This window comes from Methanosarcina sp. DH1, assembly GCF_020804205.1.
GTDB lineage: Archaea > Halobacteriota > Methanosarcinia > Methanosarcinales > Methanosarcinaceae > Methanosarcina > Methanosarcina vacuolata.
In genome coordinates this window covers 199,816-216,129 of the sequence record NZ_WJBJ01000020.1, presented here as the reverse complement: position 1 = coordinate 216,129, position 16,314 = coordinate 199,816, and the positions used below count along the sequence as shown (strand labels likewise).

11 protein-coding genes are annotated in these 16,314 nt (G+C 42.4%); 2 read left to right on the top strand and 9 right to left on the bottom strand.

The genetic code is table 11. From position 1 onward, the window contains the following. Positions 1-94: 94 nt before the first annotated feature. From FXW07_RS11260 to FXW07_RS11225, 8 genes are all read right to left on the bottom strand, one after another. Positions 95-1,573, bottom strand: a complete 1,479-nt coding sequence (locus FXW07_RS11260; protein WP_229395515.1) for a phenylalanine--tRNA ligase subunit alpha — start codon at positions 1,571-1,573, stop codon at positions 95-97. 166 nt (positions 1,574-1,739) lie between these two features. After that, positions 1,740-3,215 (bottom strand): tryptophan--tRNA ligase, encoded by a 1,476-nt coding sequence (locus FXW07_RS11255; RefSeq protein ID WP_229395514.1) that lies wholly within the window; start codon positions 3,213-3,215, stop codon positions 1,740-1,742. Continuing rightward, positions 3,208-3,420, bottom strand: a complete 213-nt coding sequence (locus FXW07_RS11250; protein WP_048117899.1) for a hypothetical protein — start codon at positions 3,418-3,420, stop codon at positions 3,208-3,210. The genes FXW07_RS11255 and FXW07_RS11250 overlap by 8 nt, the downstream gene beginning before the upstream one ends. Before the next feature lie 93 nt (positions 3,421-3,513). Continuing rightward, positions 3,514-4,740, bottom strand: coding sequence for a radical SAM protein (locus FXW07_RS11245; protein ID WP_229395513.1), 1,227 nt, complete (start codon positions 4,738-4,740; stop codon positions 3,514-3,516). Positions 4,741-5,062: 322 nt separating this feature from the next. Next, positions 5,063-5,674, bottom strand: a complete 612-nt coding sequence (locus FXW07_RS11240) for a translation initiation factor IF-2 subunit beta (protein WP_048117905.1) — start codon at positions 5,672-5,674, stop codon at positions 5,063-5,065. Positions 5,675-5,709: 35 nt separating this feature from the next. Continuing rightward, a complete protein-coding gene (locus FXW07_RS11235; protein WP_229395512.1) occupies positions 5,710-6,231 on the bottom strand; it encodes a 50S ribosomal protein L16 in 522 nt (173 codons plus the stop codon). 490 nt (positions 6,232-6,721) lie between these two features. After that, positions 6,722-7,858: a DUF1786 domain-containing protein gene (locus tag FXW07_RS11230; protein WP_229395511.1), complete on the bottom strand. Its 1,137-nt coding sequence runs from the start codon at positions 7,856-7,858 to the stop codon at positions 6,722-6,724. A gap of 561 nt (positions 7,859-8,419) precedes the next feature. Next, complete coding sequence (locus tag FXW07_RS11225) at positions 8,420-10,399, bottom strand: amylo-alpha-1,6-glucosidase (protein WP_229395510.1); 1,980 nt, start codon at positions 10,397-10,399, stop codon at positions 8,420-8,422. A 577-nt stretch (positions 10,400-10,976) separates the two neighbouring features. On the opposite strand from FXW07_RS11225, the gene FXW07_RS11220 reads away from it, so the two are divergent. Both FXW07_RS11220 and FXW07_RS11215 read left to right on the top strand, forming a co-directional pair. Further along, positions 10,977-12,158 carry a glycosyltransferase family 4 protein gene (locus tag FXW07_RS11220; protein WP_229395509.1) on the top strand — a complete coding sequence of 394 codons (1,182 nt, stop codon included), beginning with the start codon at positions 10,977-10,979 and terminating at the stop codon, positions 12,156-12,158. A gap of 288 nt (positions 12,159-12,446) precedes the next feature. Beyond that, the gene (locus FXW07_RS11215; protein ID WP_229395508.1) at positions 12,447-12,986 is read left to right on the top strand and encodes a molybdenum cofactor biosynthesis protein B; all 540 of its coding nucleotides are present in this window, start codon (positions 12,447-12,449) and stop codon (positions 12,984-12,986) included. Positions 12,987-13,000: 14 nt separating this feature from the next. Here the strand turns inward: FXW07_RS11215 and FXW07_RS11210 are convergent, their stop codons facing one another. After that, positions 13,001-16,255: a tetratricopeptide repeat protein gene (locus FXW07_RS11210; RefSeq protein WP_229395507.1), complete on the bottom strand. Its 3,255-nt coding sequence runs from the start codon at positions 16,253-16,255 to the stop codon at positions 13,001-13,003. Positions 16,256-16,314: the final 59 nt, after the last annotated feature.

The following is a 16,314-nucleotide window of genomic DNA, read 5'->3' as shown; positions in this document are numbered from 1 at the left end:
CTCGTGGCCTTGAAGGCCGCATATTTTTATCGAAAATTATATATAAAAAAGTTTTAACCTGAGAGTTTCAGGTTATGAACCCTTAATTCAGATCTCAGGTCCTGCAAACTTCACTCTTTCTGAGCCAGTCAATATCGGACTGGTACAGAAGCCTTAGGTCTTTAAGCCCGAGTTTCAGCATGGCAAGTCTACTGACTCCGAGCCCCCAGGCAAGGACAGGGTCTTTAATCCCTAAAGGTTCACTAACTTCTCTTCTGAAAACGCCTGCACCTCCAAGTTCAACCCAGCCCAGGCCGTCAACATAGACTTCAGGTTCCACACTTGGTTCGGTGTATGGGAAATATCCGGGACGGAAGCGGACTTCTTCGAATCCCATCCTGTGGTAGAATTCTGCCAGCAAGCCTAGCAGGTCTGCAAAAGACATGTCCTTGTCCATTACAACTCCTTCAAGCTGCTCGAATTCCGGGGTATGTGTAGGATCAATAGTTTCCCTGCGGTAAGCCCTGTCAATGCAGAAAGCTTTTACAGGTGATATTGGGTGGTCAGCCAGATACTTGACAGTCACGGATGTTGTATGGGTTCTCAATACATTGCGTCTTGAAAGTTCCTTATCCCAGATTCCGCCCCAACCGCAGGAATCGATTTCTCCTCCGTGCTCATGCATTGCAGCAACCTTTTCAAAGTAATCAGTGGGGAGCTCGCAGGTGCTGTCCAGGTGGAAAGTATCCTGCATATCCCTTGCAGGGTGGTCCTGGGGTTGGAAAAGGGCATCGAAATTCCAGAAAGAACTCTGGATGATTCCGCCTTTAATCTCAGCAAAACCCATTTCCAGAAAGATCTGGCGCATCTGCTCTATAAGGCGCCTGTAAGGATGGATTTTGGCTCCATAAAGGGGTTTGGGAGTAATATCAAGACGGTAAGGCCTGAACTTTTTCTCTTTCCAGGCCCCGCTCTTCAGTAAATCAGGTGTGAGCTGGGCAATTTCTTCTTCAAGGACAAGCCCCTGGGCAGCAAGCGCATTTCCTGCATCAGTTATGGAAACAGTTCTGAATTTTTCTTCGTGTTTTATGATAAGTTTACGCTTGAGCAGGTCCTTTATTGTTCCCTGGTCGGACCCAAGCTCTTCAAGGGTTTTTGCTTTGCCTGTGAAAGCCGCAAGGGTTTCTTCATCTTTTCCTGCATATACATTTCCCGACGGCACCATTACCCCGTTTTCAATTTTCGCCCATCCTTTTTTTACGAGCCAGCCGGTTGCAATCCCTACCATCTGCGGAGAAAAATGGCTCCTCAGCTCTTCAAGCGAGGTAGGCTTTTTAAGGAAGTCAATAATCTGGCGCTCCGGAAGTCCGTTTTTTGTATACTCTTCTCCTTCCTTTGTAAGGGAATAACGTTCAAGTACCTTTTCGGAAACCGAAACCAGTTCTTTTTCCTCAAGCATGAAGGCTGCCTGCATTGCCGCATCTACCTGCAACCCTGATTTTTCCTCCAGCTTTTCGGGGGCAGCAGATCCTATTTCCTCAAGGGCAAGCAAGACCTTTTTCTCGTTGATTGTGAGATTGTCCTGAATACTCATACATGATCACATCCTGAAATTCCTGAAAATATTAAGAGTTTGATAAACTTATAACTAATTATTTTTATAAAAATTATTTTGTAAGGTTATTTATGGACTTGAGTTTTGTAAATTACTTTTTGTAATTACTCTTTGCAAATTACTTTTTGTAATTACTTTTTGTAAATTACTTTTTGTAAATTATTTTGTACTCATCAAGTTGTTCCCTTGCAAGTTCCCGTTTCTCCTGATGGTCCTTGAGGAACTCGTACATCTTCTCTGCCGCAAGCTGCTTGCATGAGCCGCACATTCTGGTTCCTGAGACGCATTCCTGCCTGATTTCCAGTAATTCCTCATCGTCCCCAAGAAGGTGAAAGAGCATCAGTTCGAAGACTGAACATTCATCAGGTTTTCCGCCAAGTTTTTTCTGTTCATCCAGGGTTACACAGCCGCCGGTCTTTGCTCTCTTTACCTTTTTTGCGCCTTCTTTCGGATCATCAGTCAGAGCAATATAACTGTCAGGGACGCTGCTTGACATCTTTCCTCCCTGCAGCCCACTCATAAAGCGGTGATAGGTAGATGCGGGAGGAATGAAAGCATAGCCTTCGAATTCAGCGGATACTTCTGCCACGACTTCTTCCAGGATTTTCCTTATGATTTTCCAGATTCTTCTGAAAACGAAGTACTTTTCATAATCCAAAAATTCAGGTGGTTTAGCCTCATTCGCAAATTTAGCGATTTCCTGGATCTGGGTCATGAAATATTCCCTTTTCTCAGGCTGGCTTATCTGTAAACTAAATCTTTCAAGGAATGCATAGTCAGGAATCTGAAGTACATCAATGTGTTCTTCATAGAGTTTCACTTTTCCTGGAATGCGTTTTTTAAGCTCCTGTAAAGCTTGCTTCGGTGCTCCTTTTCCGCGCACGCTCAGGTATTTCTCGCCATTTGCGTTTTCTCTCTCCTCTACCCTGAACATACTCATCTTGCCTGCAAGCCCTCGCGTCAGCCGAAGGTGAGGGTCCTGGTCAGGCCCCACAGGCACCACAACCGGCTTTGGTCCCCCAAATTCTTCAAGCTGGGGCTGGAGAATATCGGCAGCCTGGGTTGCTACACTGATCATGTGAGATAGGTTTGTCTCTCCTGAAAAACCATAGATTGCGCTCAGTTCCGAGAAATTGACCTTGACTCCGAGTTCAAATGCCAGGTCTTTGACGCTATCACAGCCTGACTGGAAATAAATAAGGCCATCGGGCTTAAAACCGAGAGCTATAAGGCTTAATATGTATTCTTCTACCCCAATTTCCCTGCACTTCTGCCAGGAAAAACCGCGTACTGAGAAAGCCTCCCTGTCCGCAATCCCGACAAAAGATGAAGCTCCCATTTGCTGGTGCCAGATTATCTGGTCCATAACCATCTTGTGCCCGAGGTGAACCTTCCCTGAAGGCATAAAACCATCCATAACCGAAAAAGGGGCACCTGTCCTCATGGCCTCTGCAATCTGTTCGTAATCACGGTGCCCGAAGATAACTCGTCTCCGCATATACATATGTGGGGAGGGGATTTCAGGAAGCACATTATCAAATGGAGAAATCCCGAATTCTTCGAATAACTTGGAATAGTCATTAATCTCGCTTGAACTCCATGGGTCAAGTTTCTCAGTCATAAAGTCCCTCGTTGGCTGCCGATTTTCTGGGAAAAGCCTCAGGCAGGCAGCTTTCTCTTGCTGAATAATTTAAGATATGAACGCAGTTCCAGCTAAACTGCTCTTTAAAAATACGTGCTAATATGTAAATGTTTATCTTCGGGCAGGCAGTTCCAGACTCATACTGGCTTTCCAGAGGTACGAGGCTTTTAATTCTGGTCTGCATATCCCGACTAAAAGCAGTTTAAAAAAATATAAATGTATCAGAGAGACTCTAGAGAAAAATACTGTAAAGGGACATCCTGCAACTTATTCCTATTTACTTTTCGCAAACCTTTTCAAAAGGATAAGGCAGCTTTGCTCCTACCGGAATCCTGTCCACAAATTCCATAAACTCCGGGTCGTGCATCGGGGCCAGGTTTTTCTGCTTCTGGAAATAAGAGTAACTCCTGATTTTCTGCCAGGCCTCTTTTAAAGATTCCTCTTTTATATTCCCAAAACTGAAAGGCGGATAAGGGCCGGCTTTTGCATCTCCGTCTACCGTTATATGCATCCAGCGCCTGCCTTCCATTGCACCCATCATCTGACCTTCAAAATAAGTATTTGCAAACATCCGCGGGCCGTCCGGGCTGGAATTTATCCCGTGGTACATCTCAAGGATGCTTTTCCTATCTTCGTCAGTGATTACAGGTTCATCCCTGGTTTTGGGCATTGCTTCCCATACTGAAAATTCATGGACTCCGAGTTCTGATGCAAGGTTATAGAGCGCAGGCAGTTCCTGTATATTTGAGGGAGACGCATGTGTTGTCATTACAACCATGAGCCCGGCTTCAAGTGCCAGTTTTATGGCAGAAACCGCCCTTTCGTATGCTCCACTGAAATTTCGGGCAGTGTCGTGTTTTTCAGGATCAGGTGAGTAAATCCCTACCATAAGGGAATGGAGCCCGGCGTCTTTCAGGCGGGAAGCCGTTTCTGCTGAAAAGTCCGTACCCCAGGTGGAACAGTTTACTATAGCCTTTTTTTTGTCCACATACCTGATAAGCTCAAAGACTTCTTCCCTCAGGAGAGGATCATTTTCAGTAAATGTGATAATGAAACTGCCGGATTCAAGGGCTTCATCAATTATTCTTTTTAATGTGCCGGTATCCAGCTCATCTGCAACCGTTCCTGGTAGATATCTCGAACTGTTCTGGCGGGTAAGTTCAATGGATACGGTTTCAGGGATGTATTTCCCGAGAGCTATCTGTATTTCCGCAAAAATAAGACGTTTAAAGGCCGGGCTTGGGATCGGAGGGAGCCAGGCTGAAGCAATAACCCTGTCCTCCTCTACAAGGGCTAGCTTTTCCTCTTTCAGACGGGAATTCATCTTTTTCAGGATAGGGTTGAAAGCTACTTTCAGGGTTCCGTTTGCCGTAAGCTCCAGAACGTCCCCGGCATTCCTGAGGTTTACTGACAGCCCGGGCATTGAGAAAATTTCTATATTTTTTTCTTCTGCCTGAACTTTTCTCAATGAAACTTCCGGTGTATCCTTTTTTTCAGAAGTCATTCTTTCTTCACAGGTTCCTGATTTGCTTGCTGGATATTTAAAATCAACCCTTTTTAAAACAATCCTTTTTAAAACAACCTTTTCTGAAATAACCCTTTTTTAATACAATCATTTTTTAAAACAATCCTTTTTAAAACAACCTTTTTTAAAATAACCCTTTTGAAAAAAGGCTTGACCGAAAAACAAGTCGTCCCTGGATTTTCCAGAGGCTTAACTCTGGAGTGCAAGCTCAAAGTTAAAAGAAAAATTTAGGCTACTCAGGCACGAGAACTAAAGTAATCGACCTGAGCTGCTTTTTAAGATATTTAAAAAAGCTTAAACCTCAGGCTGCTCTCTCTGAGAAAGCGAGGTTTCCGCTGATTTTCTTTATTTTTACTTTGACCACGTCGCCTTTTGAGGCTCCGGGCACGAAAACCGTATACTTATCTATCTTTGCAATTCCATCGCCTTTGGACCCGACTGCATCGATCCGGAGTTCGTAAGTTCCTCCTTCTTCGATGGCATCCCTGACAACCACATTGCTTACCTTTCTCTTTTTGACGGGTCTGTGAGCTCCGCACGCAGAACATCTCAGGATAAGTACTCTGTCCACCCTGACAAGCTGGGTGTCCGGGCGTCCGCATTCAGAACACATAACGTATTCGTCCACATAAGCCTGAATGTTATCAGAGATCTGGGCTCTCGTAAACCTTCCCTGGAAGACTGCGCGTGTGCCTTCTATTTTCCCTGCAGTCCCAAGTTCCCTTGTGAGATATTTCATCAAGTGGTCAGGGTCCCGGTTAAGGATATCTGCAATATTTCCGAAGTTCTCAAGAATTGTAGTCTTTCCTTCGGAAAAGATTCTGGGCTCAGGGATTACGAATCGAGCATCCGTAGTCTCGGTGTCAGGCATTTTTGCCATTGCACGGTTCAAAAGCTCTTCGTAATCGTACATGTTATTGCTCCTTTTGTGTTATACAGTTTAACTGGTTACTGTACCAGTTCTGCCCCTTGATCGATAACGACTCTACAGGGGGTTGGCAATTTCTGTCCTGCATGCCAGAGAGCTTTCTTTGCGGCTACAAAGTTTTGCTTTTCAACAGCCACTGTGAAGATCTTCTGGAATGAGTCTACCCTTGCTGCAGTGCCCACATTTTTCCCAAAAGCCCTGCGCATTCCACTGGATACACGGTCAGCACCCGCGCCGGTTGCCTGTTTGTTTTCCCTGAGGACTTCGTGGGGATAGACACGGAGCTTCATGTAATAGCCCATCTTTCCGGTATCTTCAATCAGGTGCCTGTTTGCTGTAATACGGGCTGCTTCAAGAGCAGTGTGTCTTATCTGGCATTTTTCTTCTGCAAGCAGGGAGAGCTTGATCGGGAAGGAGGTATTTGCCTTGTCTCCCATGTCATAGTGAATAACCTGGCTGCCTGGAACACCGCCCATGTATTTTCTTCTGGTAAATGAGCGCTGCCTCACGTTTCTGTACATACTTCCTGGCTTTCGTACCATAAGCTTGATTCTCCTGAAAGATAATGAGTTTAATTTAGCTTGATTAGCTTGATTTCGTTTGATTTAGCTTAATTTAGCTTGATTTAATTTGATTTAGCCTAATTTAGCTTGATTTAGTTTGATTTAGCTTGATTTAACTTACTTTAACTTAATTTAGCTGAGTTCAGCTTGCTTAATTTAACTTGATTTAGCCTGATTAGCTTAATTTAGTTTCGCTAAAGCTTGTTGTTACGGATTCCTTTTCGGTTCCTTTCCGCATATAAATGTTTGCAGTAAGTTCGTGAAAAACCATCTAGCAAACGATTCAGTATGAGATATGTGCATATAGAGATACCTGCCTGTATTTACATTTATCTGTAAACCTGCCCTGGTGGACTTCAGCAGGCAGCTACTGTATTTTCCTGGCTCCCTGATAGGGATTCGGAATTAAATTTTCATAACCCCTGAAAATTTGTATATCCTGGGCTTAAGCGACTTACTCCCTAACTACTTAGTGGTTTATAAGGTTTATTGATGGTTCAGGGTACTTCTCCAGAAATCCTGCAAGTAGCCCAAAACAGCCTGAAAGCATCATACTCCCGAAAGGTGCGGCAAAATGCAGTTTGTTTGATATCTCCTTCCTGATTTCGGATTCAGAAAGCTTTTCAAGAATTTCTCTTTTTGGACCCGTAACTAATATAGATCTAACCTGCTCAAACCCAATTTCTTCAAAGCCTGAAGTTCCTCTTCTATATGCTCCATGCCCTCCGTCCTCGAAAACTTCGTCAAAATCAAGTTTTCCATCGGCAAGCTTTATGATGTATTCCTGGAGTTTCTCGGGGTCCATGAGGAAAGTGTGATGCTCAAAAACGGCCATGATCCTGTTTTCATTCACAAGCGCCCCCAGAGTATGACCGTTTCCAATGTTAACCACAACAGACGGCTGTACAGCCGCAGGATCAGTAAGTGCTCCAAAGATGGCTGCTGGCCCGGTATCCATGAAAACGGCTTTGGTTTTCCGGTTCCCTGCAGCTTTGAGAAGAGTATCTGCCTGGGCTTTCATACGGGTAAAAGCCTCAGGAATTTCCTCGGGCCTGTAGACGAAGTTCTCAAGTTCTCCTCCCTTATCAATGAGTTCTCGAAGCAGTTCAAAACGGTAGATCCTGTTGCTCTTCTCAGGGGCATTTCCATGATCCTGTACTGCCACGGCAAAATTTGTCGGCATCTGGACCTCAAACGCCGAAAGCGCAGTCGAAGTCGATACCGGATCGAAGTCCTGCATGACAATTTCCTGTGCATTCTCTTCAGATGCAAGTTTTTTTGCTTCCGCTTCGGAAATGATTTGAATCCCGAAAGCCTTCACTTTTTCAATATTATCATTGATAGTCAGAGCAGCCTGTTCAGTAGCATACACCGGAAAACCTGCCTTTAGATGAGCCCTGATAGCAAACGTAGAAGGGCCTCCTCCCATTATGTTTCCGGTAAATACTATTGTCTTTCCTTTTTTGGTCGCTTTCCGTACCTTTTTCGCAATAATCTGAGTGGGAGCGGGCATGACCATAAGCAGGCTATTTTCCACTTCTTTTTCTGAATTGAAGAGCAGAATATCCTGCGTACCTGTTCCTACATCCGCTGCAAGTATAAGCATACCTGTGCATTGGCTAATAAATTATTAAAATATAAGCAAACAGGTGGGAAATATAAGCAAATAAGTGAGAGTAAGCAGGTCACTGGAGAGCAGAACCCTATACAAAATTGGCCAGAATACTGAGTTAATCAGGATACTGAGTTAATCAGGATACTGAGTTAGCTCAGATGCCTAGTGCATCGATTCTCAAATAAGTACATAATAAGGAAATAATTACTGCTGACGACTCAAATATTATTTTCAAGTCACATGGAATTCTGTAACACGGAAAACACAGCCTGTCGCATAGTGATTCGATCTGGATATTACAACCGCGGAAAACACGGAAAGCACGGAAGAAACACGCCTTTACTATTTATTTCCGTGTCTTCCGTGCTTTCCGTGGTTTTCAAAAAATTCATTTTGGACATACTTTGGAATCAATGCACTAGTTGGCCATTTAACAGTCAAGTGACGAACCGAAATCATAATTTCCTGAATTATATAATTAGGAGTGCTTTTATGCAAGTCTTCACTGTTTTTTGACTATCAAAAGTAAAGTCTATACACACAACTCCGTTTTCAAGGTTTAATCCCAAGTACATCCTCTACATATGCCCTCAAAATTTCCGCGACGCTCCAGGCCTGGGCGATACAGCCTCCGGGAGAGTGAGGATAGTCGCCGTCAAATACTTCAGAAATGGAACCGATACCCGCTGTTTCAAGCTGAATATCAAAGCCCTTGAGAAGAGTCCGCATATTCTCCATGCTATCTTCCGAATAATTATTGACTTTCCTGTAGGCTTTCACATAAGCTCCAAGGAGCCAGGGCCACGCGGTCCCATTGTGGTATGCTGTATCTCTGGTTAAGGCATCTCCATGATATTGTCCTTTATATAAGGGGTGGTCTTTCGAGAGAGTCCTCAGGCCAAAGGGGGTCAAAAGGTCTTTTTCAACTCTGTCCACAACCGCTTTTTCTTTCTCAGGGGGGAGCATGGTATAAGGTAGAGATACGGCAAAGATCTGATTAGGTCGGATAGCGGGGTCTTTAACCTCGTTTCCGGTTTCATCCTTATATACGAGGTCAAAGAGACAGTTGTTTTCAGGGTTCCAGAAAGTGTTCTCAAAACTCGAGACAACACCGGTTGCAAGAGTTTCGTATGGAGATACCTCTTCACCGAGAAGCGTGCCAAGGTAAGAAGCGGTTTTCAGGGCGTTATACCAGAGAGCATTTATCTCGCAGGCTTTACCTGCTCTTGGGGTCACTGCCCATTCTCCGATTTTTGCATCCATCCAGGTTAGCTGGGGCCCATGCTGGATGAGATAATCTGAATCCATGCCAATTCCAAAATCTGTGCCTGTAAAATAATGATCTATAATGTTAACTACTGTGTCCCATATATCCGAGAGGAAAAGGAAATCGTTTGTATATGCAAAATAGCGGCTAAGGGAATGAATAAACCAGAGAGGGGCATCTACTGTATTGTAAATTGGTTCCCCTCCGAAAGCCGGGAAAGTATTAGGGATTAAGCCTCTCCGACAGTACCTGGCAAAATAATTGAGAATGGTTCTTGCTTCCTCGAAACGATAAGGAACTAAAAGCAAGCCAGGCAGAGATATCATGGTATCCCTTCCCCAGTCAGAATACCAGTGATACCCTGCAATTACCGTATCCTCGTCTGAAATATGGCTTCTCACTACGAAAGTATCAGTCGCCCTGGTAAGTTTAAGAGCAAAAGAATCAATAAGTTTCGAATCAAGGACAAGAAGGTTCTGCCGATTTGCTTCCCTGGTACGGAGTTTATCAGCTTGCTTGAGAGTCAGAGAAGAAATATCTCTTGTTGAAGCAGCAACAAAAAAACGGAAATTTCCCAATCCAATTTCGCTTTCAAAATAACCAGGACTGAAGTTATCTTCCTCCGAGTTAAGCCCCCTTTCCTTCTCGGCGTCATACTCTAAGTTATAGTACCATGTGGGATCGGGATGATACTGGAGGTCGGATGAAAGCGAGAAAGTAAAACCATTAGAGCTTGCCAGTTCCACTCCAGCAGGAGTAGCTTCCTGGGTAAAGGAAAGGTATCCGGCGCGGGCAGTGATATTAAAGTCTCTTGAACTTACTAAAGGAATAATTCTTAGTAAAGCTTCCTCTCTTCTGGATTCTATATCATAGAGAACACAGGTTGTGTTACTGTTGCGCACCATGAAGACGGTTTTCTTTATGGTTAAATCGCCGGGATGGTAAACCCAGGTAGGAAATGGGTTTTGAACGAATTCTGAAAGATAATTAAAACCCGTAGGGGAAATAATGCCTGGATATTTATGGGTTGCAAGTTTATAGGTTTCTTCGCTGGTAGAAATTTCCTCATCAAGGGAAGAAAGTAGCAAATATCTACCTGGGTAATTCTGTGGAGCTGCTACAAGCAGTCCGTGATAAGTCCTTGTTCTTGCGTTAATTACTGTAGAGGAAGCAAATCCTCCAAGACCATTTCCTATAATCCATTCTTTTTTTATTCCTTCATCATATGTAGAAAGAAAATCTGCCCCAAGCCTGATCCCACTCATGTATACTTAATTTGAGTCGAGTCATTAAATATCTGTGTGTTTGAAAAAAAGCAATGCGTTGCTGTAAACAATTAACATTTTTATGTACGAGCTCATCCCAAAACCAATTTTTATTCCCACATCAATAAGAGTTTCAGAATTATTTTTTCAGGGTCAGAAGCTCTTATTGATAATCCAGAATACGATATTCAAAGAAGCAATTTTGCGTTTTGGGATGAGCTCTACCTGTGAATTCTATGCTTTTCGCGCGGTCTGCTGTTGTATCGTGTATTGAACTTCCAAATGGTTTTGGATCTGCGAAATTATTCTACGAAATTATTCTGTGACATTATTTCAGGATACAACGACTTGAAATCTTTTTCTTATTAAGATATTCTTAAAATTCTGATTCTGGCTACCGTATGACAAATTACCTTGACCTATAACCTTGACCCATAACCTTGACCTTAAGCTCCTTTATATTTTTATGGAAAATATTATAAATTTTGAACTATATATTTAACATACAACAGGCAATGGAAAGCCTGAACTCTTTGGTACTTATTTCCTTAATTTTTCAAAAATGAGTAGTGGGTCTATGAAAATGATTAGAATAGGGATGTTTTCCTGGGAAAGTTTGTACTCAATACGTATAGGAGGGATTTCTCCCCATGTATCCGAACTCTCCGAGGCTCTTGCAGCAGAGGGACATGAGGTCCATCTTTTTACGCGAGGCCGTGGAGACGATAATGAAATAATCAACGGCGTCCATTATCACAGAGTTGCCTGTGACCAAAATGGGGGAATTGTTGAACAGATGGACCGGATGTGTGATGCTATGTACTACCGGTTCCTGGACGTAAGAGAAAAAGCAGGTGAGTTTGACATCCTTCACGGGCATGACTGGCATCCGGTAAATGTTCTCTGCAGGATAAAAGCTCAATTTGGGCTGCCCTTTGTGTTGACCTTCCACAGTACTGAGTGGGGACGTAATGGAAATTGTTACGGAGACTGGTGGGAGACAAAGGAAATATCTCACAGAGAGTGGCTCGGAGGGTACGAATCCTCTGACGTGATTGTGACCTCGCCAATATTGAAGGAAGAAATCAAGCAAATTTACAAAATTCCCGATTATAAAATCTGGAAAATTCCTAACGGCATAAACGTGGGAAAGATAAAAAGAAATATTGACCCAGGAGATGTGAAAAAGCACTATGGCATTAACCCATTCCTTCCGGTTGTGCTTTTCACGGGAAGGATGGCATATCAGAAAGGCCCTGACCTGCTAGTCGAAGCTGCGGCAAGAGTCCTGAAAAAAAGGGATGCCCGATTTGTACTGATCGGAGATGGGGGAATGCGCTCTCATTGTGAATACCAGGCTCAGAAACTTGGCATTGGAAACTCGTGCAATTTCCTTGGATATGCCCCGGATAACACCGTAATAGACTGGTTTAACGCCTGTGACCTTGTATGCGTGCCCAGCCGGAACGAGCCCTTCGGAATCGTTGTTCTTGAAGCCTGGGATGCAAAAAAACCGGTAGTTGCAAGCGATGCAGTAGCCCTTGTGGAGAATTTCAAGACAGGTGTTGTTGCTTATAAAGAGCCCTCCTCTATTGCCTGGGGACTCAACTACGTCCTTGAAGGGCTTGGCCACAACCGAATGGGGAAAAAAGGGCATGATGTTCTCAAAAAGAAATATAACTGGAAAAAAATAGCTGAAAAAACCCTTGAAGTCTATGAAAAAGTGATCGAAAACGGGCCTTATCATAAAAGTATGTGAGAAGTATGTGAGAAAAGCAGAAGAAGCTCGACCGAATAAAATTTCACCTAAAAGAATAAACAACTTATAGCTACTAAATAAACAGTTCCATAGAAATGCTATTCTGGTTCTGTAAAATCTTCGGGAAATTATAATTTACTCCAGCCAAATTGAACCTGTATAGCTGTTCAGCCTCCGAAGATTTTACAAGTCCCTGTTATAGTCATGCCTTTAATTGCTGCAACAAAAAATACTTTATATCTCCTTGATTAGTTGCATTGTTTAGACTCATGGCTATAGGTGGTTTTCATGAAAGAATCTACACCGGAAATTCATAAAAAAGAAGCAAAAAAATTCTTTTCGTTTGCCTTAATCACAATTTCGACCTCAAGATATGAAAAATACGGAAATCCCGCCTCACCTGAAGATGCCGATGATATTTCAGGCAAAAATATGAAAGATCTTCTCGAAGCGGCCGGCCATAAAATTTCTTTTTACAGGCTGGTTTCCGACAAAAAAACCTCAATTACCGATGCAGTTCTTGCTGCACTTGACAGCCCCGCAGATATTATAATTACAAGCGGAGGCACAGGGCTTGCACCAAAAGACATTACAATTGAGTCTGTAACCCCACTTTTTGAAAAAGAAATTTCAGGCTTCGGGGAACTTTTCAGGTATAAAAGCATTGAAGACATAGGAACATCGGTAATCCTTACCAGAGCTGTTGCAGGCGTGATTAAAGGAAAAGCGGTATTCTGCCTTCCGGGGTCGCCAAATGCTGTGAAACTGGCAATTTCTGAGATTATAATTCCTGAGGCCGGTCATATCGTCAGGCATGTGAGGGAATAAACATTTATTCTTTTTTACCTTTGTGACCTTAAGTAACCATAAAACATCATTTCTTCCAGCATACTATTATATAATTCTATCAAATTGGCTATAGCGATGTTGAAATAAGGATGAGCAGTGCCTAATTTATATTCAATTATGTCAAGAGAACGCTCATAGAGTTGTAGTGACTCATTAAGTCTTCCGATTTTGTGATAGGTCTCTACGAGATTGTTTAGTGTTTTTGCAACATCTGGATGTTGCGGACCGAGCACTTTTTCATAGATTTCCAGTGCCCTTTGATAAAATGGGAGTGCTTTTTCGTAATCTCCCTTACTGTAATAGAGTTCTGCGAGATTGTTTAGAGTTCGTGCAACATCTGGATGTTGCGGATCGAGAACCTTTTCATAGATTTCCAGTGCTCTTTGATAAAATGGGAGCGCTTTTTCGTAATCGCCCTTACTGTAATAGAGTCCTGCGAGATTGCTTAGAGTTTGTGCAACAGATGGATGCTGCGGACCGAGTACCTTTTCATAGATTTCCAGTGCTCTTTGATAAAATGGGAGTGCTTTTTCGTAATCTCCCTTACTGTAATAGAGTAATGCGAGATTGTTTAGTGTTGTTGCAACAGATGGATGCTGCGGACCGAGTACCTTTTCATAGATTTCCAGTGCTCTTTGACAAAATGGGAGTGCTTTTTCGTAATCGCCCATCTGACGATAGAGTTCTGCGAGATTGTTTAGTGTTGTTGCAACAGATGGATGCTGCGGACCGAGCACTTTTTCATAGATTTCCAATGCTCTTTGATAAAATGGGAGTGCTTTTTCGTAATCGCCCATCTGACGATAGAGTTCTGCGAGATTGTTTAGTGTTGTTGCAACATCTGGATGCTGCGGACCGAGTACCTTTTCATAGATTTCCAGTGCTCTTTGATAAAATGGGAGTGCTTTTTCGTAATCTCCCTTACTGTAATAGAGTAATGCGAGATTGTTTAGAGTTTGTGCAACAGATGGATGCTGCGGACCGAGTACCTTTTCATAGATTTCCAGTGCTTTTTGATAAAATGGGAGTGCTTTTTCGTAATCTCCCTTACTGTAATAGAGTAATGCGAGATTGTTTAGAGTTCGTGCAACATCTGGATGCTGCGGACCGAGYACCTTTTCATAGATTTCCAGTGCTCTTTGATAAAATGGGAGTGCTTTTTCGTATTCTCCCATACTTTCATAGAGTCCTGCGAGATTGTTTAGTGTTGTTGCAACAGATGGATGCTGCGGACCGAGTACCTTTTCATAGATTTCCAGTGCTTTTTGATAAAATGGGAGTGCTTTTTCGTAATCTCCCTTACTGTAATAGAGTAATGCGAGATTGTTTAGAGTTCGTGCAACATCTGGATGCTGCGGACCGAGCACCTTTTCATAGATTTCCAGTGCTCTTTGATAAARTGGGAGTGCTTTTTCGTATTCTCCCATACTTTCATAGAGTCCTGCGAGATTGTTTAGTGTTTTTGCAACATCTGGATGTTGCGGACCGAGCACCTTTTCATAGATTTCCAGTGCTCTTTGATAAAATGGGAGTGCTTTTTCGTAATCGCCCATCTGACGATAGAGTTCTGCGAGATTGTTTAGTGTTTTTGCAACATCTGGATGCTGCGGGCCGAGTACTTTTTCATAGATTTCCAGTGCTCTTTGATAAAATGGGAGTGCTTTTTCGTATTCTCCCATATTTGTATAAAGTATACCGAGATAATTCAAAGTAACTCCAATGAGCAAATGTTCAGGGCTGACATTTACTTCGAGTATCTGAAGAATTTCCTCATAAAAGGGAGAAATCAATTGCCAGAATGCTGCTCTGTAGAACGGAGTAGATACAGAAATAAACCATTCGCATAATTCTTCTGCATCAAGTGACTCTTTTGCATGGTAGAAAGCTTCGGTAAGGGCGTTTTCGTGTTCTGGAGTGATTGCCTTGATATCAATTTTTTCTAGCTTTTTGCTGTAAAAATCAAGTAGGTACTTATGAATATTCTTTCGATCTGTGGGATCATGGAATTCCTTAAGGCTTTTTCTCATCAACTGATGAACAGAACATTTTCCATCGGTATCTTTTTTGACAAAAGAAAACTTAATTAGTTCTGAAAATGCGCCAGCAGGATATCCTGAATCAAACTTTTTCATCAATATTTCGAAAAGGGCTCTGTCCCAGGAATTGGGTACTGAAAGCACTTTGAGAGCTCGAATTTCGTTATCATTCAGGTATTTTACGAATGTGTTGAATATCTCTTTCTGCGTCTTTCCGAAGTCCTCAGAGACTGGCTGTCTTTTCTTGCTAATCTTTTCATAGGTATCAACAGACAGGTTAAGATAGTATGGAACCCCTTCACTGGCTTTAATAATTATATTCCGAATGTCCTTATTTTCAATACCACAATCTTCTAAAAATTCTTGACAATATTTCTCTGGAAGTTCATCTACCGGATGTTGTTCCAGATACATTTTCCAGTCTTCATCACATTCGGGAACCCATAACAATTCATCCCTTCCACAGATTACCCATGAAACTCCTTTCATGTTTGGGATAAGGTTTTCCCGGATCCATGCATCTTTTTCATGGAAACTGCCTTTATCCCTCAGACCATCCCAGAGAGCTTCATAAGTGTCAATAAATATGTAAGCTTTTGAATTCGTACCTAAATAACTTGTAAAATCTGCAGCAAAAAAACCAGGCAATAATTTTTCTATTTCAGGGGCTTCCATAGAAACAAGTTTATTGATGTCTATGGCTTGTTCTTTATAATATCTCTTTATGTTGTCTGGAGCATTATTTATAATATCCCAGATTAACCTTGTAGGCCCAAATTCATTAAGGACATCTATTATTTTACTGAAAAATTTTCCTTCTTTAATCACAGGATAGTTCTCTTCTAGCAGGGGAATTTCAGGGTGTAGTTTTTTCCAGTATATGGCATGAGCAATGTTGAAAAGGTAAAACTTAGCTTTGTATTTCTCCTGAATCTTGTTTCTCAGGGCGATTAAAAAAGTTCCGACTTCTCTATAAGTTTTTGTGTTCAGATCAATAGCTGCCCAGAATATTTCGGGATACTCTTCATCCAGTATCTTTTGCAATTCTTTCTGCAGCTTGCTTTTCCCTATTCCGGCAATTCCGTGATAAAATAGTACGTTGTATTCTATATTTCCCGAATTCTGGATATTTTCTCTGAAAGTCTGAATGCAGGCTTCCCTATCAACAAATACTCTCTCTTTCCCAAAGTACGTTGTAGGACCGATGGGCATGTATATCTCCACAGGCCAGTTTTCCAATTAACTAAGCTTCCGACCTGTTGAACTATTAT